We start from the raw sequence: 25,554 nt of genomic DNA, 5'->3' as shown, positions 1-25,554 counted from the left end.
GTGCCACACAAGGGGACACTTTGGGACGTGAAAAGACACCAAAATTGGCAAAATGTGGACACTTTTCCACGCCCATTCTCAGGGAAGATCAAGCTGGTTGAAGATGGTTTTCTAGCGGGTTGAAGCGGACCACATCATTCAGATAATCCGGTGCAAAGTGGGCATAAGTCATGGTCTGATGAATGTTCTGATGCCCCAGAATTTTTTGCAGTGCCAGGATATTGCCACCCGCCATCATGAAGTGAGAAGCGAACGTATGGCGCAGCACATGAACCGCCTGCCCTGCAGGTAGATCTGGTGCAACTTGCTTGATCACATCACGCACCAGCAGATAGTCAACGTCTTTGAATAACAGGCCACGATGAATACCCAGGGTGATCTCTTTCGCCAAGGCGGCCGAGATGGGTACAGTCCTGTTCTTGCCGTTCTTGGTGTTGATGTAGGTCACCCGGCTGGCAATCACATCATCCCGTCGCAGCCCAGTCGCCTCGCTTCAGCGGGCCCCTGTAGCCAGACACAACTTGACCACCTTCTGGTTGTCACCTGTCAGTGCTGCCAGCAGGCGGTTTATTTGCCGAGCCTGCGGATAGCCCAACGCGGCATCCAATTTGCGCAATCGGGTAATGGCATTTACTCCCGACTTCAGAGTCTGGCCGTGGTAGCGCCACCAGAGTTCGATAAGCTCGGAGAGCGTCCGGTTATCTGCCGGGCGCTCCACCCACTCTTTGTTGTGCTCGGTGGCGATCACCCAGCGCTCAAACTGCTGCGCCTCGGACTTGGTCTTGAAGCGCTTGCGGATCCGCTTCCCTTCCCTCCCCTGCGGACGGATATCAACTAGGTATCCCTCAGGCGTGGACTTGATGCTCATCGTTCCTCCTTATACTGGAAGGCTCTCAACGTGCCTTACGACTCACACATCGACACAGCTCCCAACCATGCCCTCCCGATCTAATCCTACCTCCATCAGGAAACAGTGATTTTACACAGCGCTCAATTCGAAAAATCATTGTTCAACTCGAATACCTGCATACATTATAATATTTGGAGGAGTTGCATATTATCGAAGTTTTGGTGGGAAAGTTAAAAAATTGAAGAATCAAATGGAAGAGCCACCTTCTTATTGACTCTTCCTTTAACAAGGTAACTGCCATATATAAATAACTTAGGGGATCACTTATTTTAATGGGGCGTACATTTACATTTCAAATAAATTTTATATGATAGCGAACTCAACATAAACTCATTCGATACCCCATTCAACTTTAACATTCTTAGCATTATAGCCAGCTTCTTTGAATAAACTCAGTAAGTATTTGACTACTTGTTCATCAAAGTGGTTCACGTTAACAATAGACTCAAGCCTATCCGCGTATACGCAATATAATTTCTTTACCATCCCAGTAATTTCCTTTCTTTGTTCATCATCATTAAATATATAGCCGCCTGTTTCATATTTCTTTAAAGCACTTAACATATAATATGACTCATTCATTGCATCAGCCTTATATAATAAATACACGATTGTGTTTGCATGTTCAGCAGGTAACGTTTCAAAGGCTCTCTCACTTAGCTCAACATGGTTACTTTTAGTGAACAAAAGATAACTAGCCAATACAAATGCAGGAACATCATATATTATTTTAGTAAAATAAGGCAAATCTTCATCATGAGTAAGAATTTTTGTTTCTTGTGACACCTCATTAACGCGCTCTAATTTACCCATTATTTCAGATTTCAATAAATCTGTCTTTTCATGCAGGGTTTTGTTAGACAAACTAATATCTGACATCATACTTTTCACTTCACCAGACACTATATCAGGGAGAGAAGAAAATTTTTCTAAAACTATAGGAAGTTGAGTAACCACATGCGTCACATCTTTTGAGGTTGCATCTATGTGGGTTGTGATATCTGTCAATCTAAAAATCTCTCTTGATATAGATTCAGAGGTTGCTTGTTGTGATTGGGTCTGAACAAATGAATATATGATTGCCAAAACAGCCAATATTATTGAAACTATTGTTCCCGCAAATGATACATATGCCAAAACTTCACCACTATTCATCGACTCAGTAGTCCAATAATGCAGAAGCAGTTGAATCAGGACTATGAGCACACATACCATTACCCACTCCCGAGTACTCATTTTTTTTCTATTTTTACACTCACATTGCTCTGCCATTTTTCTCACCTTATTTAATTGCAACGCAGATTTTTATTAAAAAATTTTCTATAAATTATTTAAAGAGGCTCTGATGCAATCCGAATCCAATCTTCTTCATTGATGATCTGGATATCCTGTCCTTCTTCCTTCGCTTTAATTGCAGCTTCTATCTTGCGTCCGTGGCTGGTAAACATCCAATCTCGGCTAGCAAGACTCCCAACTATCAGCACATTTACCTTTTTGGTAATCGCTTTCGCTGGTTCTGCACCTAGTAATTTGGCTTGTTGTTCCAGATTGTGGCGGGTATTGGAAAGGAACTTACCAGTAAAGCAGACTGTTTTGCCTTGGATGCTCATTATATTTCCATCGGCAAAAAACTCAGTAGCCATTCCCGCTGCGAGGCCCGATTCAGTAAAGCGCTGTCCAGAGAGCTGTTTGACCAACTCCAGCAGGTCTTCACGCTCCTCGTCAGAAATCTTACCATCGGCCAGAATATCGTTAAGGCGATTGAACAGCAGACTACCCGGCCATGAGGCCAACAGGTCACGATGTTTGAGCAGCAACGAACTAAGTGCGATAACTTCTTGCTCTACTATGTTGCTATCGGCACTGATACCTTGCAGAAAGCCAAGCAACATGTTGACCAATGCATCCATGTTGTCGTGCTCAATTTCATTGTATTGCAGCACATCGTTGAGCAGGTTCAGCAGATCTTCTTTTTCATCTGAAGTGATGACACCGTCTTCGAGAACGTCATGGATGAGATCTTGAATATCGAGGAAATCGCCATCTTTTTTGAACTCGGAATCCGATTTCAACCAAGTGGCCATAAAGAGTATTTCAGTGTCATTAAGGCGTTGATCGGCAGTTAGACCACTCAAGATACCGTGGAGGCTGATCAAAGCTTTTTGCTTATTACGCTTGTAACCAAATGATATTGGCACATCATTTAACTCTGGCATGTTTTCTCCCTAAAACGTCTCTACCGCTCAAGCATGTCGTCCAATGTTATTTTCGTCTTGGCGTGGCTATAAGCTGGCAACGGATACAAAAACAGAGCGCATTAGCGCCCTGTTTGTCTTTTTCTATAAGATCTGTGTTCTACCATCACGCCGATGATCTGGATGTGCTGCCGGTCGGAATGCATGGTGGGGTAATCGTCGTTGAGGGGGACCAATTCAAAAACCTCTTTGCCACTCTCGTCTATGCCGCGGGGCCGGTACTTTTTGAACGTGGCCTCGTCGCTGCCGTTCTTGGCCACGACGTAATCCCCTGGCTGAGGCGACTCGTCAGGGTCAACGATGATGAGATCCCCTTCCTTGAACTGCGGCAACATGGAATCACCCCGTAACCACAGACCAAAGCCGTAGGGACCGATCTCGCCACCTGCCGCTACATATTCGACATTGCCATCAAAGGCAGTGGCCTGCTCGCACATCTCGCGCCAGTTGCCCGCTTGGACGTAGCTGAGGATCGGAACCCTGTTACCTTGCGGGATCACTGCAGGTTCCACGTTCGAAAGCTCAGGGGAGCCCTTCCCCGTAGCAAGCCAATGTGCGGACACTCCAAACACCTTGGATAACTGGGCCAAGTTGTCGCCACTGGGAGAGTGCTCATCATTCTCCCACTGAGAAATGGATGACTTTTTTACACCAATGAGTTCACCCAGCTTTTGCTGGGTAAGTCCATGCTTTTTCCTGAGTTCTCTAATACGTTCACTTTTCATAGTTCAGTAATCTAAACAATTTTCAGCCTAAAGTGCTTAACCCAAAAGTCCAGACTATTTAACTTCACGTAAGATTAAGTCATTTGAACCCCGTTCAGCAAGCAGAACATTGAAGTGAGCATGAAAACTGAATTAACCGTCGACTACTTCGGCACCAAGGCAGCCATGGCTAATACCCAGCTCAAAGCGCATTGCGGCGTGGCCCGAATGGCAGCCGCCAGCGAAACAGGCTGTTAAGGGTAGCCCGCCACTGATTGGGTCGCCCCAAAATCTGCTTTTGCAGCCGAGTCTCCTCTTTGAGCATCGCCTCGTCACTGCGGGCCCAGGCCTGGCTGTAGAGCTGCTTGATCCCCGCCAGTGCATCGGGCGACTTGGTGATGAGGGTGCGGGCAAACTCTCGCGCCTCCACCAGCGGATCGGCGCAAACACGGCTCACCATCCCGAGGGATTTGGCCTCGACGGCATCCAGTTCGCGCCCGCTCATGGCCAGCTCCATGGCGGTATCCAGCCCCATCAGGTTGCGCATGGTGACACTGCCGCTCATATCGGGGATGATGCCCCACTTGATCTCCATCACCGAGAAGCGGCAATCGGGGGTGCTGAAGCGAAAATCGGCGCCGAGCGCGATCTGCAATCCACCGCCAAAACAGACTCCCTGGGTCACCGCAATCACCGGCACCGGCAGCTGGTGCCAGCCATAGGCAACCCGCTGGGCCAGATTGGTCGCCTCGTCCGCTTCGCGCTTGAGAATATCGAGCGCCGCCACCGGCTGTCTCAGCATGGATTTCACATCCAGCCCGGCGCAGAAGGCCCGCCCCTCGCCATGCAGGATCACCGCCCGCAACCCCTTGTGCCGGGCGAGCTGCGTCAATGTCTCATCGATGGCGCTGAACATGGCTCTGTCCAGTGCATTGAGTTTATCCCCCCGCATCAGCATCACTTCGGCAATCCCGTCGTGGATCTCGCACTTGATCCTTGGTTTTTCCATCTCCCTTGTCCTCTCCTTGATCCCTGAAACTGACTCACTGGTCATACCACCACGTTATCAGAGTGTGAACAGGCGGTACAGCTGAGACTAAAGTCGGCTGGTCGCCTCCCCCTCCCTTTGTCACACTGGGAGCTGCATGAGTGCCGCAAGCCAGCAGAGGACGCTGTCATGTCAACCCTGTTCAATTTTGCCAGACCACCGTTCGACAGACTGGATGAGGAGGCGCGCGAGCGGCTCTCCCGTCACCTCTCGCTCTGCTATTTTCGGGCCGGGGATCTGCTGCTCAAGGAGGGGGACGAGCCTCCCGGCCTCTATCTCATCATCAAGGGGGCGGTGGAAGAGTCGGCCCCTCACCATCAGTTTGGTGATTACGGGGTCGATGACCTGTTCGATGTGCGCGCCCAGTTTGACGGCCGCTGCCGCCACCGCTTCACCGCGCTGGAAGATAGCCTCTGCCAACTCATTCCTCGCCGCACCTTTCTGACGCTCTGTGAGCAGGATCCGCAGTTTGCCAGCTACTTCACCGCCAATCTGGCCGAGCGCCAGCGCCAGCAGGAGCAACGCGAACAACTGGGGCAGAAGAATCTGGCGGAATTTATCCTGACCCGCATCGAACCCGGCCATCTGCAAGCACCGCTTATCATCGACAGCAAGCTGTCACTGCTGGCGGCGACCGAAGCCATGGTGAGCGAGGGAACCGATTGCCTGCTCTACCCGGCCCACGATGGCTCCCTCACGCTGGCAACCCGCAAGACCTTGCTCCACGCCCTGACCCTCAAGGGATTGCCGCTGACGGCGCCCCTCTCGGTGCTGACCCCTACACCGCTGATTGGTCTGCCGCTGGAGAGCTATCTGTTTGATGCCCTGCTGCTGATGACCCGCCATCGCATCAAGCGACTGGTGGTGTGGCGTGGCAACGAGGTGGCGGGCATCTTGCAACTGACTCAGGTGCTGGGGCTCTTCTCCACCCACTCCCACGTGCTGACGTTGCGTATCGCCCGCGCCGACAGCCTGCCGGCGCTGGAGGCGGTGGCCCGCGAGCAGCAACAATTGACCCGCTCACTGTTTGCCCAAGGGATCCACACCGCCTTTTTGATGAAGCTCATCGCCACCATCAACGAACAGCTGATCGCCAAAGCCTTTGCACTGGTGATCCCCCCGAGGTGCAGGATAAGGTCTGCCTGCTGATGCTGGGCTCGGAGGGGCGTGGCGAGCAGATCCTCAAAACCGATCAGGACAACGCCCTGATCCTGCCAGAGGGGCTGACATGGCCCACCCAGGCAGCCGATCTGGCCGAATTCAGCGCCCTGCTGGAGCGCCTCGGCTACCCGCTGTGCCCCGGGCAGGTGATGGTGAACAATCCGGCCTGGGTGAAAACAGGCAGCGAGTGGCAAAGCGCCATTGCCTGCGCCTGCACCACGGCAAAAGAGGATGAGCTGCTCTGGCTCGCCACCCTGGCCGATGCTCACCCCATCGCGGGGGATCGACAGCTCCATCTGCCGGTTGCCAGAGCGCTGCGCGAGCAGTTGGCGGACAGGCGGGATCTGCTGGCGGAGATGGTGCGACCGGCGGTGGCCTTCCATGCCCCCCTCACCCTGTTTGGCAGGCTGGAGCAGCCACCGGAAGGGCTGGATCTGAAGCGGGGCGGCCTGTTCCCGCTGGTGCACGGTATCCGCATGCTGGTCCTTGAGGCAGGCATTCTGGAGACCTCAACCCTGGGGCGTATCGACGCATTGGTGGCCGCCGATCGGCTCAGTGCCGACTATGGCAGCAATCTGGCAGAGGCGTTCCGGCTCTTTATCCGGCTGAGGCTGCGCAGCCAGCTCAAGGGGGGCAATAGTCGGGTGCAGACAAGCGAGCTCAGCCACAGCGAGCGGGATCTGTTGCGTCAGGCGCTGCATCAGGTTAAGAAGTTCCAGCAGTGGCTCACCTTGCACTTTCGTCTGAGACAATAGCCATGTTTAGCCTCGTTCGACGCTACTGGTATGGCCGTGCGTTCCGAACTGGCGAGTTCGCGCTGCTCTTTGCCACCCCACCGGAAGATGAACGGATCGCCCTCGATTTCGAGACCACCAGTCTCGATCCCGAGCAGGCCGAGATCGTCTCCATCGGGGCGGTGCGCATTCAGGGTAACCGGCTGCTGACCGGCGAGGCCCTCGCCATCAAGATACAGCCACCGGCCAGCCTGACCAGTCAATCTGTGGTGATCCACGGTCTGCGCCATCAGGATCTGCAACAGGGAATGGAGCTGGAAGCCGCGCTGCGCCTGCTGCTTCACTTTATCGGCCCCCGTGAACTGGTGGGCTATCACATCGCCTACGACCTGCGTATTCTCAATCTCGCCTGCCAGAAATTGTGGGGATTGACTCTGCCCCAGCGAGGGATCGAGGTGAGCCAGCTCTATCATGACCACCTCTATCGCCGCTACCCCGATGCGGCTATTGACCTCCATTTGAGTGCCATCTGCAGCCACCTTGAACTCCCATCCCTACCCGCCCACGATGCCCTTGCCGATGCCACCACGGCCGCGCTCATCTACCTGCGCCTGACCTGCGGCTCGCCACTGGCTTATCCCAAAGTCTAATTGTCGACAAATAACATTTAATTCACATTTTGCTTACATGAGCAGATTGCCTGCTCGTCGGGGTTACCCCATCCACCGCTGACACTCATGTCATGGAGAACTGCAATGGAACAGCAAAGCTATCTGAGGATCCAGCAAGATCCCAACTTCCAGGAGCTGGTCGCCAAGCGCCAGCGTTTTGCCTGGGCCCTCTCGGCTCTGATGCTGGGACTCTACCTGGCGTTTATTCTGCTCATCGCCTTTGCCCCCGGTTGGCTCGGCACCCCGCTCAGCGACAGCACCACCGTCACCCGTGGCATTCCGGTCGGGGTGGGACTGATCCTCTCCTCCTTCGTATTGACCGGCATCTATGTGTTTCGGGCCAACGGCGAGTTTGACGAGCTGAATCAGAAAATCCTCAAGGGAGTGCAGTCATGAGCGCAAAAAGCATGAAAGGCAAGTGGCTGCTGTTAGCCTCACTGGCCTCCTCCCCCCTGCTGGCAGCGGATGCGCTGACCGGCGAAGTACAACGCCAACCCCTCAATGTATCGGCCATCGTGATGTTCGTGGTCTTTGTGGCCGCTACCCTGTTCATCACCTACTGGGCCTCCAAGCGCAACCGCTCGGCTTCCGACTACTATGCGGCCGGTGGCCGTATCACCGGCTTCCAGAACGGTCTGGCCATCGCCGGTGACTATATGTCCGCCGCCTCTTTCCTCGGGATCTCCGCGCTGGTCTACACCTCCGGTTATGACGGCCTCATCTACTCCATCGGCTTTCTGGTGGGCTGGCCCATCATTCTGTTCCTGATCGCCGAACGGCTGCGCAACCTTGGCAAATATACCTTTGCCGATGTCGCCTCCTATCGTCTCAAGCAGACTGAAGTGCGTACCCTCTCCGCCTGTGGTTCGCTGGTGGTGGTCGCCCTCTACCTGATCGCCCAGATGGTCGGTGCCGGCAAGCTGATCGAGCTGCTGTTTGGCCTGCAATACCATGTGGCAGTAGTGCTGGTCGGTATCCTGATGGTGCTCTACGTGCTGTTTGGCGGCATGCTGGCCACCACCTGGGTGCAGATCATCAAGGCAGTGATGCTGCTCTCCGGTGCCAGCTTCATGGCCATCATGGTCATGAAATCGGTCAACTTCGATATCGGTGCCCTGTTTAGCGAAGCGGTCAAGGTGCACGAGAAAGGGATCGCCATCATGAGCCCGGGTGGCCTGGTTGCTGACCCCATCTCCGCCATCTCGCTCGGTCTGGCATTGATGTTCGGCACCGCCGGTCTCCCCCATATCCTGATGCGTTTCTTCACCGTGAGCGATGCCAAGGAAGCGCGTAAATCTGTGTTCTACGCCACCGGCTTTATCGGCTACTTCTACATCCTCACCTTCATCATCGGCTTTGGCGCCATCTTGCTGGTGAGCACCAACCCGGCCTTCAAGGACGCCACCGGCGCCCTGCTGGGCGGCACCAACATGGCGGCAGTCCATCTGGCCAATGCGGTCGGTGGCAGCCTGTTCCTCGGCTTCATCTCCGCCGTGGCATTTGCCACTATTCTGGCGGTAGTTGCCGGATTGACCCTGGCCGGAGCCTCTGCGGTCTCCCATGACCTCTATGCCAGCGTGTTGAAGAAGGGCAAGGCTAACGAGACCGATGAACTGCGTGTATCCAAGATGACGACTCTGGTGCTGGGTGTGGTTGCCATTGGTCTGGGGATCCTGTTCGAGAAGCAGAACATCGCTTTCATGGTGGGTCTGGCCTTCTCCATCGCCGCCAGCTGCAACTTCCCGGTGCTGTTCCTCTCCATGTTCTGGTCACGCCTGACCACCCGTGGCGCCGTCTACGGTGGCTGGCTGGGACTGGTGAGCGCCGTAACCCTGATGATCCTGGGCCCGACCGTGTGGGTGAAAGTGCTGGGCCATGCCCAGGCCATCTTCCCCTACGAATACCCTGCCCTCTTCTCCATGGGGTTGGCCTTCGTCGGGATCTGGTTCTTCTCCATCACCGACAGCTCCCAGAACGCCGCCGACGAGCATGCCAAGTTCCTGCCGCAGTTCGTTCGCTCCCAGACCGGGCTGGGTGCCTCTGGCGCCACCTCCCACTAACAGATCAAGTTCATCCTTCCAAGCCGGCCTCGCGCCGGCTTTTTTATATTGCCCATCAATCGGCTGCACGCCCGCTTGCCCCGATCAAGATCACACTTCTCGCTAAAACTTTCGGGGGATCTGTGCCATAATGCGCGCCATTTGACAGACCAATCGGGACACATACCTTGTTAAGTAGCAACAACATCACCATGCAGTTCGGCGCCAAGCCGCTGTTTGAGAACATCAACGTCAAGTTTGGCGGCGGCAACCGCTATGGCCTTATCGGCGCCAACGGCTGTGGCAAGTCCACCTTTATGAAGATCCTCGGTGGTGATCTGGAGCCCACTGGCGGTAATGTGAGCCTGGACGTCAACGAGCGCATCGGTAAGCTGCGTCAGGATCAGTTCGCCTACGAAGAGATGCGCGTACTGGACGTGGTCATGATGGGCCACACCGAGCTGTGGGCAGCCATCGCCGAGCGCGATGCCATCTACGCCAACCTCGAAGCCACCGACGAAGACTATATGAAGGCTGCCGAGCTGGAAGGTCTGGTCGCCGAATATGACGGCTACACCGCCGAAGCGCGCGCAGGCGAGCTGCTGCTGGGTGTCGGCATTCCGCTCGAGCAGCACAACGGCCCGATGAGCGAAGTGGCCCCTGGCTGGAAACTGCGGGTGCTGCTGGCACAGGCCCTCTTCTCCAACCCTGACATCCTGCTGCTGGACGAGCCGACCAACAACCTGGATATCAACACCATTCGCTGGCTGGAGCAGGTGCTCAACGAACGTGAAAGCACCATGATCATCATCTCTCACGACCGTCACTTCCTTAACTCTGTCTGTACCCACATGGCGGATCTGGACTACGGCGAGCTGCGCGTTTACCCAGGCAACTACGACGACTACATGCTGGCCGCCACCCAGGCGCGCGAGCGTCTGCTGGCCGACAACGCCAAGAAGAAGGCCCAGATTGCCGATCTGCAATCCTTCGTCTCCCGTTTCAGCGCCAACGCCTCCAAGTCCCGTCAGGCGACCTCCCGTCTCAAGCAGATCGACAAGATCAAGATTGAGGACGTCAAGGTCTCCAGCCGCCAGAACCCCTTCATCCGCTTCGAGCAGGACAAAAAGCTCTATCGCAACATCCTGGAAGTGGAAGGTGTATCCAAGGGTTATGGCGACGGTCCCCTGTTCAAGGGCCTCAACATGATGATGGAAGTGGGCGAGAAGGTCGCCATTCTGGGTACCAACGGTATCGGTAAATCGACTCTGATCAAGACCTTGGTGGGCGCACTGGCTCCGGATACCGGCACCATCAAGTGGTCCGAGAACGCCCAGATCGGTTACTACGCTCAGGATCACGCCGAAGACTTCGACACTGATCTCAACGTGTTCGACTGGATGGCCCAGTGGAAACAGGAGAACGAAGACGAGCAGGCTGTACGCTCCATACTGGGCCGTCTGCTCTTCTCTCAGGACGACATCAAGAAGCCGGTCAAGGTGCTCTCCGGTGGTGAACAGGGTCGCATGCTGTTCGGCAAGCTGATGATGCAGCGCCCCAATATCCTGATCATGGATGAGCCGACCAACCACCTGGACATGGAATCCATCGAATCCTTGAACATGGCACTGGAGCTCTACCAGGGGACCCTGATCTTCGTCTCTCACGACCGCGAATTCGTCTCCTCTCTGGCGACCCGCATCCTGGAGCTGACCGAAGATGGCATCCGCGACTTCGGCGGCACCTACGAGGATTACCTGCGCACCCAAGGCGTGGTGTAACCCCGCTCCTGCGCAAGTGCGCAATGCAAAACCGGCACTCAGGTGCCGGTTTTTTTATATCCCGTATTTAGACGACTGAGATGGCATATAGCAGTGGTGTGACTACACGCCACAGAGCAGAGAGCAGAGAGCAGAGAGCAGAGAGCAGAGAGCAGAGCTTGAGTATCCCCCTCTTTTGCCCACAGATAAAAAAACGGCTCCATCAAGGAGCCGTTTTCAATGGATTGCGCAGTGCCGATTACTCGACGGTCGCTTCCACACTGGTGAAGTACTCGATCTTGGCTGCTTTGCGCAACTCGTCGATCAGAGACTTGTAATCCACCTGAGCTTTGCCCTGACCCAGCTGAGCTTGCAGCATGGCGGCCATGCCGGATGCGGCGGCAGGGACGTTGACCTTGTCCAGCGCAACTACAACGCGGTCACCATTGGTCTCGGCAACCAGAGCCACGCTCGGCTTGCCGTCGATCGGATGGGGCAGCGTGAATGCCTGGGCAATCAGGTTCTGATCCAGCTCGCGATCGAAGCGGGCAACCCCTTTGTGGGTCTCCACTTTCAGACCCAGTGCAGTCAGATCGGCGGTGATGCTCTCACCGACTTTCAGCTTGTCCAGCAGGCCCTGGGCCTTGCCACGGGCCACTTCACTGGCCTTGTCATGCTTGATGGCGGCAATCACCTGCTCTTTCACCTCGGCCAGCGGCTTGACTGCTTTGGGCTTGTGACCAGTGATGTGCAGCACCAGCGCCTTGCCGTCAGCCAGCTCGATCACGTCGGAGTTGGTGTTGTCATCGCGCAGCTGTTCGGAGAACGCCACGGAGAGCACCTTGGGATCATTCAGCGGAGCCGGAGCAGTCGCTTGGGTGAAGAAATCGGAAGATTGAACCTTCATCCCCATGGCATCAGCGGTCAGATCCAGCGAGTCCGGGTTTTCGAAGCTGTTGTCAGCCATCTTCTGCTGCTCGGCGAAGAACTTCTCCTTGGCCTTGTCAGCTTGCAGACGGGTGATGGTCTCTTCTTTCACATCGGCAAACGGCTTGGTCTGGGCGGCTTCAACCCCCAGCAGCTTGATGATGTGGAAACCGAACGGGCTCTTCACCACGCCGGAGAGATCGCCAGCCTTGTTCAGGGCGAACGCGGCTTTCTCGAAGGCCGGATCCATCACCCCTTTCTCGAACCAGTCCAGCTCGCCGCCTTTTTTGGCAGAGAAGGTATCGGAAGAGTCAGCCTTGGCCAGCGCAGCGAAATCATCACCCGCCTTGGCTTTGGCCAGCACGGCTTCTGCTTTCTGCTCGGCCGCTTTCTCGTCCTTGCCAAACGGGATCAGGATGTGAGCCACGTGGCGACGCTCGGCACGCTGGAACAGATCCTGGTGCTGATCGTAGTAATCCTGGGCATCCTGCTCGGTGACCTTGATATCCTTGGCGAGGTTGGCAGCGTCCAGCAGCAGATAGTCGACCTTGACCTGCTCGTCGTTCATGAAACGGGCGCCATTGGTCTTGTAGTACTGCTCCAGCTCGTTGTCGGAGGCCTGAACGTCAGCCATGTAGTTGGCAGCAGCCAGACGCACCAGACGCAGATCGCGAGTCTGGTTGTAGAGCTTGTCGAGCTGCTCCGCTTCGCCCTTGAGGGAGAATTCGGTGCCCAGCAGGGCGCTCATCAACTGTTGACGCACCATGTCCTGACGCAGGGAGTCACGGAACATTTCAGGAGTCATGCCGGCACGACGGATCAGCTGCAGATAGCGGTCATTGTTGAACTTGCCGTTCTCGGCAAACTCCGGCATGGCCACGATGGCTTGCTTGATCTGTTCGTCACTGATACGCAGACCCAGTTCACGGGCCTTGCTGTCCAGCAGCGCCTGATCGATCAGGCGATCCAGCACACCGCGACGGAACTGTTTCATGTAATCGGGGTTCGCGGCCAGCTGGCTGAATGCCTCTCCCATCTGGGATTCCATGCGGGCGCGCTCGTTACGGTAGGCATTTTCCAGTGCCGCAGCACTGATCTCGGTGCCATTGACGGTGGCGGGGGCGGTACGGGCCGGGCCGTTCAGGTAACTACCTACACCAGCCAAGGCAAAGGAGAGGATGATCAGGCCCAAGATAACCTTGGCTACCTTGCCCTGCGCCCCTTCGCGTAGTTTATCCAACATCATGTTTGTACTTATGCTCCCGAACTCGATGGGCGTAAACAATAAAAAGGCGCACCGATTGCGATGCGCCTTGGTCAATCAGTATGAGAGAAGACTCTCTAACTTGTCTGGTCTGCGACCAAGGACGGTAGCCGACGGATATCAGCGACCGACTTAGTTAACAGCGTCTTTCAGGGCCTTACCGGCTTTGAAGGCAGGAACTTTACCAGCAGCGATTTCGATGGTCGCGCCAGTCTGCGGGTTACGGCCTGAACGGGCAGCACGCTCGCGTACAGCGAAAGTACCAAAACCAACCAGAGCAACCTGGTCACCCTCTTTCAGCGCTTCACCAACAGCATCAATGAAGGCATCCAACGCACGGCCAGCGGCAGCTTTGGAGATATCGGCACCGTCTGCAATCTTGTCAATCAGTTGAGATTTATTCACTCTTATATTCCCCTTTTATCAAACACCGCTGCGGCGCTGATTTCCCTGGCCACAACAAGTGGAGGTTTTATAGCAAGCCTCCTGATCAGTTGCAAGTGACAATCTGGCGCAAACCCGCGCCACACAACGCATTGCGACTCATCACGAGTACCCGATCGGTGGTCAAGGCTACTTCCGTTATCGGGCGCATGCAAGCCTTAACCACCCGCCGAATGCGCCAAATTTGCGGCGCATCAACATTTACACGACAGAAACGCGCTCAAACCCCTGTGGATTGTCCTGCAACGCCAATTCCAGCACCTCGTCAATCCAGCGAACCGGATAAATTTCAAGGTCTTGTTTGACGTTTGCCGGGATCTCCTCAAGGTCACGCTCGTTCTCTTTCGGAATAAGCACTCGCTTGATGCCGCCACGATGGGCTGCCAGCAACTTCTCCTTGAGACCACCGATGGGCAGCACTTCGCCGCGCAAGGTGATCTCCCCTGTCATAGCCACATCAGCACGAACCGGATTACCGGTCAAGCTGGAGACCAGGGCAGTACACATGGCGATACCGGCGCTCGGACCATCTTTCGGGGTTGCCCCTTCCGGTACGTGCACGTGGATATCGCGCTTCTCGTAGAAGTCGGCGTTGATGCGCAGCTTCTCGGCACGGGCACGCACGACGGTCATGGCCGCCTGGATGGACTCCTGCATCACATCACCGAGAGAACCGGTATAAGTGAGCTTGCCCTTGCCCGGCATGTTGGTGGTCTCGATGGTGAGCAGATCGCCCCCCACTTCGGTCCACGCCAGACCACACACCTGACCCACTTGATTCTGGTCGGTGGCCTTGCCGTAATCGAAACGCTGCACCCCGAGGAACTCCTTGAGGTTCTCCTGATTGACCTGAACATGCTTGATGCTCTTGTCCAGCAGGATGCGCTTGACCGCCTTGCGACAAATCTTGGAGATCTCGCGCTCCAGACTCCGCACACCCGCCTCGCGGGTGTAGTAACGGATCACTCCGACCAGGGCAGAATCTTCGATGGTGATCTCGGACTCTTTCAGGCCGTTACGCTGGATCTGCTTGGCAACCAGATGCTGCTTGGCAATGTTGAGCTTCTCATCTTCGGTGTAACCGGAGAGACGGATCACTTCCATCCGGTCCAGCAAGGGGCCCGGGATGTTCATGGAGTTGGAGGTAGCCACGAACATGACGTCCGACAGGTCATAATCCACTTCCAGATAGTGATCGTTGAAGCTGTTGTTCTGTTCCGGATCCAGCACTTCCAGCAAGGCGGATGCGGGATCGCCACGCATGTCCGAGCTCATCTTGTCGATCTCGTCGAGCAGGAACAGCGGGTTCTTCACGCCGACTTTCGCCATCTTCTGGATAAGCTTGCCTGGCATGGAACCAATATAGGTACGGCGGTGACCGCGGATCTCCGCTTCGTCACGCACCCCACCGAGGGCCATCCGCACATATTTGCGGCCTGTCGCCTTGGCGATGGATTGGCCCAGCGAGGTCTTGCCTACACCGGGAGGCCCAACCAGACAGAGGATGGGGCCCTTGAGCTTGTTCACCCGTGCCTGTACCGCCAGATATTCGAGGATGCGATCCTTGACCTTCTCGAGGCCATAGTGATCGGCATCCAGCACCTCTTGCGCCTTGCCAAGGTCTTTCTTGACCTTGGATCGCGCCTTCCACGGCACCTGTACCATCCAGTCCACATAGCTGCGAACCACGGTAGCCTCGGCGGACATGGGAGACATCATCTTCAGCTTGGCAAGCTCGGCCTGGGCCTTTTCACGGGCATCTTCCGGCATGCCAGCCTCTTCAATCTTGCGATTGAGGGCTTCAAACTCATCCGGGCTATCTTCCAGCTCACCCAGCTCTTTCTGGATGGCCTTCATCTGCTCGTTGAGGTAATACTCGCGCTGACTCTTTTCCATCTGCTTCTTGACGCGAGTACGGATGCGCTTCTCGACCTGCAGCAGGTCAATTTCCGACTCCATCATCGCCATCAGGAATTCGATGCGCTCGGAAACCGAGACGATCTCCAGCACCTTCTGCTTGTCTTCCAGCTTGAGCGGCATGTGGGCCGCCATGGTGTCAGCCAGACGCGCAGCATCGTCGATCGCCGAGATCGAGGTCAGTACCTCGGGCGGGATCTTCTTGTTGAGCTTGATATAGCCTTCAAACTGGCCGATGGCGGAGCGAACCAGTACTTCCTGATCCTTCTCCTCAATGGCTTGGGAGGGGATGTACTGGGCCTCGCAGACAAAGAAATCCTTGTCGTCGATCATCCGCTCCAGGCGGGCACGCTGCCCACCCTCTACCAGCACCTTGACGGTGCCGTCCGGCAGCTTGAGCATCTGCAGAATATTGGCCACTGTCCCGACGGTGAAGATCTCCTCCACAGTCGGCTCATCGGTTGACGCATCCTTCTGGGCCACCAGCAGAACTTTCTTGTCCTGCTCCATGGCCGCTTCCAGACAGCGAATGGATTTTTCCCGCCCCACAAAGAGTGGAATGACCATGTGGGGGTAAACCACCACGTCACGAAGAGGCAGGACGGGAATCTCGATGCGTTCTGAACGCTCTAGGTTCATATATGTCCTCTCGGCTTGTTATACCGTTGGCAAAGCGCTTGGCTGAGTATATGGGGGCGCTGAGATGAGATTCAATCGCCGAAACCGTAAAAAGCATGAAAGGGGCAAAAAGCCCCTTCCATTCGATTAAAAATCAGACATTTACTCTGATGCAGCAGCCTGGGTTTCGGGATTTTCGTAGATCATCAAGGGCGCGGAGTCCCCTTTGATCACGGTCTCGTCGATCACCACCTTGCTGACCCCTTCCAGAGAAGGCAGGTCATACATGGTATCCAGCAGTACGGCTTCCACGATGGAACGCAGGCCACGAGCACCGGTTTTACGCTCCATCGCCTTGCGGGCAATGGCGTTGAGCGCATCGTCACGGAACTCCAGCTCAACCCCTTCCAGATCGAACAACGCAGCGTACTGTTTGGTCAGCGCGTTTTTCGGCTCTTTCAGGATCTGGATAAGGGCAGACTCGTCCAGCTCGGTCAGGGTCGCGACCACCGGCAGGCGGCCGATGAACTCGGGGATCAGACCATACTTGATCAGATCTTCCGGCTCTACCTTGGCGAAGGTCTCGCTCAGGGTGGCCTTGGCATCCTTGGATTTCACCTCGGCGCCAAAACCGATACCGGTTCCCTTCACGGAACGCTGCTCGATCACCTTGTCCAGACCAGCAAAGGCACCGCCACAGATGAAGAGGATCTTGGAGGTATCAACCTGCAAGAACTCCTGCTGCGGATGCTTGCGACCACCTTGCGGCGGCACGGAAGCGATGGTCCCTTCGATCAGCTTGAGCAGTGCCTGCTGTACCCCTTCCCCGGAGACATCGCGGGTGATGGAGGGGTTGTCCGACTTGCGGGAGATCTTGTCGATCTCGTCGATATAGACGATGCCACGCTGGGCCTTCTCTACGTCGTAGTCGCACTTTTGCAGCAGCTTCTGGATGATGTTCTCCACGTCCTCGCCCACATAACCGGCTTCGGTCAGGGTGGTCGCATCGGCCATGGTGAACGGCACATCCAGCAGACGAGCCAGCGTCTCGGCCAGCAGGGTTTTACCGCTACCGGTCGGGCCAATCAGCAGGATGTTGGATTTGCCGAGCTCCACACCACTGTTTTCGCCGCTGTTGCGCAGACGCTTGTAGTGGTTGTAGACGGCAACGGCCAACACCTTCTTGGCGTACTCCTGCCCGATCACATAGTCATCGAGATGAGCGCGGATCTGATGAGGGGTCGGCAGCTCGTTACCATCGCGCTTGGGCGAGATCTCGCGGATCTCTTCGCGGATGATGTCGTTGCACAGCTCGACGCACTCATCACATATGTAGACGGAAGGGCCAGCGATCAGCTTGCGCACTTCATGCTGGCTTTTGCCGCAAAAAGAGCAGTAGAGCAGCTTATCACCCTCACCCTTGCGTTTCTCTGTCATTCAGCAACCTCGTTTTATCAATAGAGGATGGATCGGCCTGTTGAGTTTACAACAGACCGGGACACCCTGCTCAGCTACGCTGGCTCAGGACACCGTCTACCAAACCATAGGCCACAGCCTGCTCGGCGGACATGAAGTTGTCACGATCGGTGTCACGCTCGATGGTAGCCATGTCCTGACCGGTGTGGAACGCCAGGCGCTCGTTCAGGGTATTTTTGATCTTCAGGATCTCCTGGGCATGGATCTGGATATCAGATGCCTGCCCCTGGAAGCCACCCAGCGGCTGGTGGATCATCACGCGGGCGTTAGGCAGGCAGAAACGCTTGCCCTTGGCACCACCGGCCAGCAGGAAGGCACCCATGGAGCAGGCCTGCCCCATGCAGACGGTGCTGACATCCGGCTTGATGAACTGCATGGTGTCGTAGATGGACATGCCCGCAGTCACCGAACCACCCGGCGAGTTGATGTAGATATAGATGTCCTTGTCCGGATTCTCGGACTCGAGGAACAGTAACTGGGCAACCACCAGATTGGCCATGTGATCTTCAACCTGACCAGTCAGGAAGATCACCCGCTCTTTCAGCAGACGGGAGTAAATATCGTAGGAACGTTCACCCTTGGCAGTCTGTTCGACCACGATGGGAACCAGCGCATTGCTGGGAGAATCGGTCATATCGTTATAGTTCTTGTACATAAGGCATTGTCCCTAAAATAAAATGGCCCGAGTGGAGATCACACGAGCCATTATACTTAACAGTCTTGACCTTAAGTCAAATGTTCTTAGGCAGCGGCGCCAGACTTGTTGATCACTTCGTCAAAGGCAACTTCTTTTTCGGTCACTTGCGCTTTGGACAGGATCAGGTCGATGGCTTGATCTTCTACTGCCAGGTTACGAACGCCGTTCAGCATCTGTTCGTTCTTCTGGTAGTACTCGATCACTTCCTTCGGATCTTCGTAGGCAGTCGCCATGGACTCGATGATGCTGTTTACACGGGCATCGTCAGCCTTGATCTCGTTGGTGCGGATCACGTCACCCAGCAGCAGGCCTACGCGTACACGACGCTCGGCTTGAGCCTGGAACAGTTCAGCCGGCAGCTCGGGAGCGTTGCCGCCCTGGAAGCCACCGAAACGCTGCAGAGCCTGCTGACGCAGTGCGTCGATCTCTTGAGCAACAGCTGCTTTCGGCAGGTCGATTTGGTTGGCTTCAACCAGACCGTTCAGAACCTGCTCTTTCACGCTGTTTTTCAGAGCTTGAGCCAGTTCGCGCTCCATGTTCTTGCGCACTTCGGCTTTCAGCTCTTCAACAGAACCGCTTTCGATACCGAAACGCTTCACGAACTCTTCGGTCAGCTCAGGCAGGATCTGCTCTTCAACCTTGATCAGCTGGAAGCGAACTTGGCTTCTTTGCCTTTCAGGTTTTCAGCGTGGTAGTCAGCCGGGAAGGTCACTTCGATGGTGAACTCGTCGCCCGCTTTCTTGCCCAGGATGGCGTCTTCGAAGCCCGGGATCATGCGGCCAGCGCCCAGAACCAGGTTGAAGCCTTCAGCTTTGCCGCCGTCGAACTCTTCACCGTCGATGGAACCGACGAAGTCCATGGTCACACGCATGCCATTGGCAGCGGCAACATCGGCATCAGCCCAGGTAGCGTGCTGCTTGCGCAGGGTGTCGATCATGTTGGCCAGATCTTCATCCTTCACGGTAGCAACCGGCTTCTCGACCTTGATGGTCTCGAGACCTGCAACTTCGAACTCCGGATACACTTCGAAAGTGGCGGTGAATTCGAAATCCTGACCTTCTTTGATCTCTTTCGGATCCATGGTCGGGGCACCGGCCGGGCTCAGTTTGTTTTCGATGATGGCTTTGATGAAGTTGCTCTGCATCATTTCATCAGCAACGCGGGCGTGAGCCATGGCGCCGAACATCTTCTTGATGATGGCAACCGGAGCCTTGCCAGGACGGAAACCGTCGATGCGACGAGTTTTGGCCAGGCCATTCAATTCTTTACGCACAGCGGCGTCTACGGTAGCGGCCGGTACAGTGATGGTAAGACGGCGTTCCAGACCCTGGGTTGTCTCTACAGAAACTTGCATTCTTCTACCTCGTTCAACTCAGCACTGTGTGCTGACCCTTTATTGCCCCTGGGCAAAGCCCGGAGTCTTCCTGTTTATAAAGACAACGATATGTCTTTGTGATGAGAAAATATGACGCGGCATTATAGCGGCGCACTTTGGTCGAGTCGAGCCACACATCCCCCACATTGAGCGGCGTGCAAGCACAATTCGTGCAAAACTGCCCTTTATATGGGGAGAGAGGTGCCCGACTTCAACTATCCGATGGCAATAATTTTGCGTTTGCTCACCTTTTTTCATCCGAACGCCGCTTTATTGCCCATCTTTCGCCGAAAAACAGCCCACCGTTGCGGGCGGCGACTCAATTTGACCAGCCAAATGGCGATTGGGCCAATCAACCATTGCGTCCCTACCCCTCCCTCGTTATGGTGGCAACCAAATTGATGATCTGGAGTCACTCACATGGCCTTTTTCCGCTTCTTGTTCAATCTGCTCTGGTTTGTACTGGGAGGTGTCTTTATGGGCCTGGCCTGGTGGCTGGCCGGTCTTGTCTGCTTTATCTCGCTGGTCGGCATCCCCTGGGGACGTGCCTGCTTCGTGATCGGCACCTTTACCTTCTTCCCGTTTGGCAAGCAGGCCGTCAATCGCAAAACCATAACCGGCCAGAGCGATATCGGCACCGGCACTCTGGGGCTGATTGGCAACATCCTCTGGTTCGTGCTGATCGGCGTCTGGCTGGCCATCGGCCACATCGCTTCCGCGCTGGCCTGCTTCGTAACCATTATCGGTATCCCGTTCGGTATCCAGCACCTCAAGCTGGCGCTGATCAGCCTGGCTCCTATCGGCCAGATGATTGTGACCAACCAGGAGGCGGAATCGGGCCGCTATATCCGCTAAACACGGGAAATGCGCGGGCAGACGCTGCCCTGCAACGAAAAAAAGGGCAGACTAGGGTCTGCCCTTTTTTATTCTCTTTTGTTGAGGCCATCATGTTACCCAGCCACTTTTTCGCCAATCTCGCCCGCATGAAACTCATCTACCGCTGGCCCCTGATGCGCAACATCCAGCCGGAAAACATTGCCGAACACAGCCTGCTGGTCGCCATGGTGGCCCATGCCCTCGGCATCATCAAAAACCGGCTGTTTGGCGGCAGCGTGAATGCCGACCGCGCCGCCGTGATGGCCCTCTACCACGACAGCAGTGAGGTGCTGACCGGCGATCTGCCTACCCCGGTCAAATACTTCAACCCCGAAATTGCCCGCGAGTACAAGAAGATAGAACTGGCCGCCGAGCAGCGTCTGCTTGGCATGCTGCCGCCGGAACTGGTGGAGGACTTTCGCCCCCTGCTCGATTCGGCAGCCCAGGATGACGAGCTGGCCAGGCTGGTGAAAGATGCCGACACCCTCTGCGCCTATACCAAATGTCTGGAGGAGATCAACGCCGGCAACCGGGAGTTCGAACCGGCTCGCAAGCGCCTCGAGGCCATGCTGGCAGCCCGGATGAGCGATGAGATGCGCTACTTTATCGACACCTTCGTGGCCAGCTTCTCCCTGCCACTCGATGAGCTTAACGCTCACTAAGCCAGTCTACATGACCTGAAAAACAGAAGGGCCCGCCGGTTTGCACCGGCGGGCCCTTCGTTCTTTATTGCGCATTAGATGCAACGCATCAGTGACCCAGCTCGCGGGACGGTACCAGACCGCTCGCCCGCCAGGCGGGATAGAGTGTCGCCACCAGGCTCATCAGGATGGCGGCGCCCGTCACGATGAGCAGATCCTGCATATGCAACTCAGTCGGCAAAAAGTCGATAAAGTAGATATCCGGATTGAGGAAGCGGTGACCGATGAGCTTTTCGACAACGCTCAGGATCTGGGTCAGCTTGCTCGAAAGCAGCCCACCCAGCAGGGCACCGAGCAGGGCACCGGCCACGCCGTTGACCATGCCCTGAATGACGAAGGTAAGCCGGATCTGGCCGGGGCTCGCCCCCATGGTCTTCAGTATGGCAATCTCGCTGCGCTTCTCGTTCACCGCCATCACCAGGGTGGAGACGATGTTGAAGCAGGCGACAGCCACCACCATCAGCATCACCACATACATGACGGTACGCACCATCTGGATGTCCTGATAGAGGTAGCCTTGGCTGTTCATCCAGCTACGGATGTAAACATGATGGGGAAACTGCTGCGCGGCGGCTACCGTGATGGATTGCGCCTTGAGCACGTCGCTCACCCGCAGGCTGAAGCCCTCCACATCGCTGCCCATACCAGTGATCGCTTGCGCATCGGCCAGATGCATAAAGCCGAGCAACCCGTCGAGCTGACCGCCGATCTCCAGCAGCCCCACCACGGTCAGGGCTTCGCGCCGGGGATTCTTGATCCCGGTCTGATCACCCCCTTGTGGCAACAACAAACCAAGAGTGTCACCCACCTTGACGCCCAGTTTGTCGGCAATGGTCTTGCCAAGGATCACCCCACGCTCACCCGGTTGCAGCTCACGCAGGCCGCGGCCCGTCATGTATTTGCCCGCATCCGACAAATTGGCTTCCAGCTCCGGCAATACCGCGCGCAGTTGCACCCCCTTGAGGGCGGAGCCGTGCTCCAGCAGGCCATTGAGGCGAATGACCGGCGCTGCCGCCTCAACGCCCGGCTGAGCCAGCAGGTAGTCGCGCAGACGGGGCCAATCCGGCAACGGCCGCTCGACGGCGTCCAGCTCACCTTGTGGCACCACGGAGAGCACCCTGTCTTTGAGCTCCCGCTCGAAACCGTTCATGGCGGAGAGGCCCAAGATCAGCGCCATCACCCCGAGGGCGATACCGATCAGGGAAGAGGCTGAGATAAAGGCGATAAACCCGTTGCGACGGCGGGAGCGGCTGTAACGCAGGCCCAGAAAGAGGGGCAGCGGTTTGAACATCAGGCAACCTCCGCCATCACGCCACTCACCAGGGTCACCCGGCGATGGAGCTTGGCCGCCAGGCTCAAGTCGTGAGTCACCACCACAAAGGCGGTGCCCAGTTCACGATTCAGTTCACACAGCAGTTCATACACTGCGGTGGCACTGGCGTGATCCAGGTTACCGGTCGGCTCGTCCGCCAGCACCAGACTCGGTTCGTTGACCAGCGCCCGGGCGATCGCCACCCGTTGGCGTTCGCCACCGGAGAGCTCGGACGGTCTGTGGTTGAGACGATGGGAGAGCCCTACCCGTCCCAGCATCCGGGTCGCCTTCTCGGTAGCGACCGCCACCGACTCACCGGCGATCAGCAGCGGCATGGCCGCATTTTCCAGCGCACTGAACTCGGAGAGCAGGTGATGGAACTGATAGACAAAGCCCAGCTCGCGGTTGCGAAAGCGAGCCTGGGTGCGGCTGTCCCAATGGTGGATATCCTCCCCCTTGAACAGTACGGCACCGCTGGAGGGGTTGTCGAGGGCCCCCATCAGGTGCAACAGAGTGGTCTTGCCAGAGCCTGAGCTCCCCACGACTGCCAGCATTTCGCCGGGTGCGACACAGAGATCGATCCCCTTGAGCACCTGTGTCTCCAGCTCTCCCTCTTTATAGACATGATTGAGCGCCTGGCAGCGCAGCAGAGGTTCACGGGATACGGCTTCATTCATAACAGGGGCTCCACTTACGCCAGTGACCACAGAGGCACCAGTAACAACGCCGGTACTCGCACCGGAGGTAACAACAGAAGATGTATTATTCACGGCATTACTCATAACGCAGCGCCTCGGCCGGTTTCACCCGCGCAGCGCGGGCCGCCGGATAGAGGGTGGCACTGAAGCTCAGCAGCACGGCGCCCAGCAAGATGGTGATGACCTGAGCCGGTTCGACGATGACCGGCAGGCCACTACCGCCCGCCGCCATATAGAGGTTGAGCCCCACCGCATTGAGCAGGGGGTTGAGACCCAGAGAGAGCGCAAGGCCCGCCAGTCCACCAAACAGGGCTCCAATCACCCCGCTGGAGGCGCCAAGTACCATGAAGATTTTGACGATCCCCGATTCACTCATGCCCATGGTGCGCAGGATGGCCACTTCGCCCTCCTTGTCCGTTACCACCATCACCAGCGCGGAGAGGATGTTGAAAGTAGCCACGGCGATGATCAGCACCAGCATCAGCCCCATCATCCGTTTTTCCATGGCGACCGCCTGGAACAGCTCGCCCCGCTCGCGGCGCCAATCCTGCCAGACCAATCCGTCAGGCAACGGCGTCTTGATCACCTCATCGGCCGCAAACGGATCATCGAGCCAGAGGCGAATGCCACCGACGGTTTCTGGCGGCAGGCGCAGCAGCCGCTGGGCATCCCCCAGCGCGATCAGCGCAATCTGGTTATCCACATCGGCGCCGACCCCGAAGATGCCGGAGACGGTAAAGAGGCGCTGGGCCGGTACCCGGCCAAACGGGGTGAAGCGGGTCCCTTCGGTCAGGATCAGTCGAACCTGATCGCCAATGGAGACATTGAGGCGACGAGCCACCCCCTGCCCCAGCACGATGCGGTAGTGGCCGGCCTGCAGGGTATCGAGGCGCCCCCCCAGCATCTGGCTGTGGAGGATGTCATCCTTGGGCCACTTTGCAGGGTCGATCCCCTGCACACTCACCCCGGTCAGCTGGCCGGGGCTTTGCAGCATCCCTTCGCTGTCGAGCATGGGGGCCGAGGCGACCACATGGGCTAATTTGGCCAGATCCGGCAAGCCTTGCGGGTCTGCATCAATACGGCCAGCCTGATTGGTCACCACCACATGGGGGATCACCCCGAGGATGCGCCCTTTGAGCTGCCCTTCGAAACCGTTCATCACCGAAATGACCACCATCAGGGCGGCAACCCCGATGGCGATGCCAAAGGTAGAGAACAGGGAGATAAATGAGACGAAGCGATTGCTGCGCTTCGAGCCTGCATAACGCAGGCCGATGGCCAGCGAAAGGGGCTGAAAAAGTCCGGTCTTCAAGGATATGTACGTTGCCAACAAAATAAGATACCGGATAATAAAGGGAAACCGTCCATGACAACAAGGGATAGCCTCCATGCAGGAACAGTTCTTCAGCGTCACTCATGCCACGCCGGTCAATGTGATCCCCATGCCGGCCGACTTCCACCTCCCCTCGCTGGAGGAGCTTGACGCTGAGCTGCCGGAGCCCTTTCGGATCTCTTCGGCCATTACCTCCATCGATCTGGTGACCACTCGACTGCTGCGCAACCAGAACGAGTCGATGCACGATTTGATCGAGATCGTCAATCAGCAGTCCCGCAAGATCGACATGATCATGGGCTATGTGCTCTCCCTGCAGGACCATCCGGAGCAGCGCTTTCACACCCTGCGCTTCGGGGCTGGCCAGCTCACCTACCTCCACCCCTATCATGATCACGGGGATGCGCCGCACCTGCACCAGATCGTCCGCCTCAAGATCTTCCTGCGGGAAGAGGCGGCCGCCATCTACTGCTATGGCCAGGTCAAACAGCTCGACGGCGGTGAACATGGCACCCATGTGCAGCTCGACTATGTGCGGATCCGCGAAGATGACCGTGAACTGCTGGTTCGTGCCAGCCTCCACGTGCAATCGAAACAGCTCAAGCTGCGCGCCCAAGAGCGTCAGCGCTAACCA

The 25,554-nt window shown here is 56.4% G+C and carries 19 protein-coding genes and 3 pseudogenes; 8 read left to right on the top strand and 14 right to left on the bottom strand.

Annotated features, from left to right (window positions below; translation table 11 throughout):
* Positions 1–88: 88 nt before the first annotated feature.
* The 5 genes and pseudogenes from ACTG2T_RS18895 to ACTG2T_RS18875 all read right to left on the bottom strand — a co-directional run bounded on the left by ACTG2T_RS18895 (position 89) and on the right by ACTG2T_RS18875 (position 4,878).
* Positions 89–868, bottom strand: a pseudogene (locus ACTG2T_RS18895) (phage integrase).
* Positions 869–1,240: 372 nt separating this feature from the next.
* Positions 1,241–2,182: a hypothetical protein gene (locus tag ACTG2T_RS18890; protein ID WP_330124567.1), complete on the bottom strand. Its 942-nt coding sequence runs from the start codon at positions 2,180–2,182 to the stop codon at positions 1,241–1,243.
* Positions 2,183–2,241: 59 nt separating this feature from the next.
* Positions 2,242–3,126 (bottom strand): BRCT domain-containing protein, encoded by an 885-nt coding sequence (locus tag ACTG2T_RS18885; RefSeq protein ID WP_330124566.1) that lies wholly within the window; start codon positions 3,124–3,126, stop codon positions 2,242–2,244.
* A gap of 101 nt (positions 3,127–3,227) precedes the next feature.
* Complete coding sequence (locus tag ACTG2T_RS18880) at positions 3,228–3,890, bottom strand: LexA family protein (protein WP_005336963.1); 663 nt, start codon at positions 3,888–3,890, stop codon at positions 3,228–3,230.
* Positions 3,891–4,071: 181 nt separating this feature from the next.
* Positions 4,072–4,878, bottom strand: a complete 807-nt coding sequence (locus ACTG2T_RS18875; RefSeq protein ID WP_330124565.1) for a crotonase/enoyl-CoA hydratase family protein — start codon at positions 4,876–4,878, stop codon at positions 4,072–4,074.
* 168 nt (positions 4,879–5,046) lie between these two features.
* Between ACTG2T_RS18875 and ACTG2T_RS18870 the strand changes: the two are divergent.
* From ACTG2T_RS18870 to ACTG2T_RS18850, 5 genes and pseudogenes are all read left to right on the top strand, one after another.
* Positions 5,047–6,833: pseudogene (locus tag ACTG2T_RS18870) on the top strand (putative nucleotidyltransferase substrate binding domain-containing protein).
* Between the two features lie 2 nt (positions 6,834–6,835).
* The gene (locus ACTG2T_RS18865; protein ID WP_330124563.1) at positions 6,836–7,462 is read left to right on the top strand and encodes a 3'-5' exonuclease; all 627 of its coding nucleotides are present in this window, start codon (positions 6,836–6,838) and stop codon (positions 7,460–7,462) included.
* 105 nt (positions 7,463–7,567) lie between these two features.
* Positions 7,568–7,879 carry a DUF485 domain-containing protein gene (locus ACTG2T_RS18860; RefSeq protein WP_005336970.1) on the top strand — a complete coding sequence of 104 codons (312 nt, stop codon included), beginning with the start codon at positions 7,568–7,570 and terminating at the stop codon, positions 7,877–7,879.
* Between the two features lie 11 nt (positions 7,880–7,890).
* Positions 7,891–9,543, top strand: coding sequence for a cation acetate symporter (locus ACTG2T_RS18855; RefSeq protein WP_026035062.1), 1,653 nt, complete (start codon positions 7,891–7,893; stop codon positions 9,541–9,543).
* Positions 9,544–9,710: 167 nt separating this feature from the next.
* Positions 9,711–11,303, top strand: coding sequence for an ABC-F family ATPase (locus ACTG2T_RS18850; protein ID WP_069553922.1), 1,593 nt, complete (start codon positions 9,711–9,713; stop codon positions 11,301–11,303).
* Between the two features lie 238 nt (positions 11,304–11,541).
* On the opposite strand, the gene ppiD is transcribed toward ACTG2T_RS18850, so the two are convergent.
* The 6 genes and pseudogenes from ppiD to tig all read right to left on the bottom strand — a co-directional run bounded on the left by ppiD (position 11,542) and on the right by tig (position 19,979).
* Positions 11,542–13,455 (bottom strand): peptidylprolyl isomerase, encoded by a 1,914-nt coding sequence (gene ppiD, locus ACTG2T_RS18845; RefSeq protein WP_330124562.1) that lies wholly within the window; start codon positions 13,453–13,455, stop codon positions 11,542–11,544.
* 150 nt (positions 13,456–13,605) lie between these two features.
* The gene (hupB, locus tag ACTG2T_RS18840; RefSeq protein ID WP_005315375.1) at positions 13,606–13,878 is read right to left on the bottom strand and encodes a nucleoid-associated protein HU-beta; all 273 of its coding nucleotides are present in this window, start codon (positions 13,876–13,878) and stop codon (positions 13,606–13,608) included.
* 240 nt (positions 13,879–14,118) lie between these two features.
* The gene (gene lon, locus ACTG2T_RS18835; protein WP_005336976.1) at positions 14,119–16,473 is read right to left on the bottom strand and encodes an endopeptidase La; all 2,355 of its coding nucleotides are present in this window, start codon (positions 16,471–16,473) and stop codon (positions 14,119–14,121) included.
* Positions 16,474–16,614: 141 nt separating this feature from the next.
* Entirely contained in the window at positions 16,615–17,889 is a 1,275-nt protein-coding gene (gene clpX, locus ACTG2T_RS18830) for an ATP-dependent protease ATP-binding subunit ClpX (protein WP_005336977.1), read from the bottom strand.
* A 70-nt stretch (positions 17,890–17,959) separates the two neighbouring features.
* The gene (gene clpP, locus ACTG2T_RS18825; protein WP_005336979.1) at positions 17,960–18,583 is read right to left on the bottom strand and encodes an ATP-dependent Clp endopeptidase proteolytic subunit ClpP; all 624 of its coding nucleotides are present in this window, start codon (positions 18,581–18,583) and stop codon (positions 17,960–17,962) included.
* An 86-nt stretch (positions 18,584–18,669) separates the two neighbouring features.
* Positions 18,670–19,979 (bottom strand): annotated as a pseudogene (tig, locus tag ACTG2T_RS18820) (trigger factor).
* Positions 19,980–20,420: 441 nt separating this feature from the next.
* Here tig and ACTG2T_RS18815 point away from each other — a divergent pair.
* Both ACTG2T_RS18815 and yfbR read left to right on the top strand, forming a co-directional pair.
* The gene (locus tag ACTG2T_RS18815; protein WP_106843766.1) at positions 20,421–20,855 is read left to right on the top strand and encodes a YccF domain-containing protein; all 435 of its coding nucleotides are present in this window, start codon (positions 20,421–20,423) and stop codon (positions 20,853–20,855) included.
* A 92-nt stretch (positions 20,856–20,947) separates the two neighbouring features.
* On the top strand, positions 20,948–21,538 hold the full coding sequence (gene yfbR, locus ACTG2T_RS18810) for a 5'-deoxynucleotidase (protein ID WP_330124561.1): 591 nt from the start codon (positions 20,948–20,950) through the stop codon (positions 21,536–21,538).
* Positions 21,539–21,626: 88 nt separating this feature from the next.
* On the opposite strand, the gene lolE is transcribed toward yfbR, so the two are convergent.
* The 3 genes from lolE to ACTG2T_RS18795 all read right to left on the bottom strand — a co-directional run bounded on the left by lolE (position 21,627) and on the right by ACTG2T_RS18795 (position 24,899).
* Complete coding sequence (gene lolE / locus ACTG2T_RS18805; protein WP_005360064.1) at positions 21,627–22,868, bottom strand: lipoprotein-releasing ABC transporter permease subunit LolE; 1,242 nt, start codon at positions 22,866–22,868, stop codon at positions 21,627–21,629.
* On the bottom strand, positions 22,868–23,566 hold the full coding sequence (gene lolD / locus ACTG2T_RS18800) for a lipoprotein-releasing ABC transporter ATP-binding protein LolD (protein ID WP_005360062.1): 699 nt from the start codon (positions 23,564–23,566) through the stop codon (positions 22,868–22,870). Before lolD ends, lolE begins: the two co-directional genes overlap by 1 nt.
* A 97-nt stretch (positions 23,567–23,663) precedes the next feature.
* Positions 23,664–24,899: a lipoprotein-releasing ABC transporter permease subunit gene (locus ACTG2T_RS18795; RefSeq protein ID WP_330124560.1), complete on the bottom strand. Its 1,236-nt coding sequence runs from the start codon at positions 24,897–24,899 to the stop codon at positions 23,664–23,666.
* 76 nt (positions 24,900–24,975) lie between these two features.
* On the opposite strand from ACTG2T_RS18795, the gene ACTG2T_RS18790 reads away from it, so the two are divergent.
* Complete coding sequence (locus ACTG2T_RS18790) at positions 24,976–25,551, top strand: hypothetical protein (protein ID WP_005351323.1); 576 nt, start codon at positions 24,976–24,978, stop codon at positions 25,549–25,551.
* Positions 25,552–25,554: the final 3 nt, after the last annotated feature.

The sequence above is a fragment of the Aeromonas sp. 75A genome (genome assembly GCF_051919425.1).
Taxonomy (GTDB): Bacteria; Pseudomonadota; Gammaproteobacteria; order Enterobacterales; family Aeromonadaceae; genus Aeromonas; species Aeromonas veronii.
The sequence above is the reverse complement of the archived record's forward strand: the minus strand, read 5'-3'. Positions and strand labels throughout refer to the sequence as shown.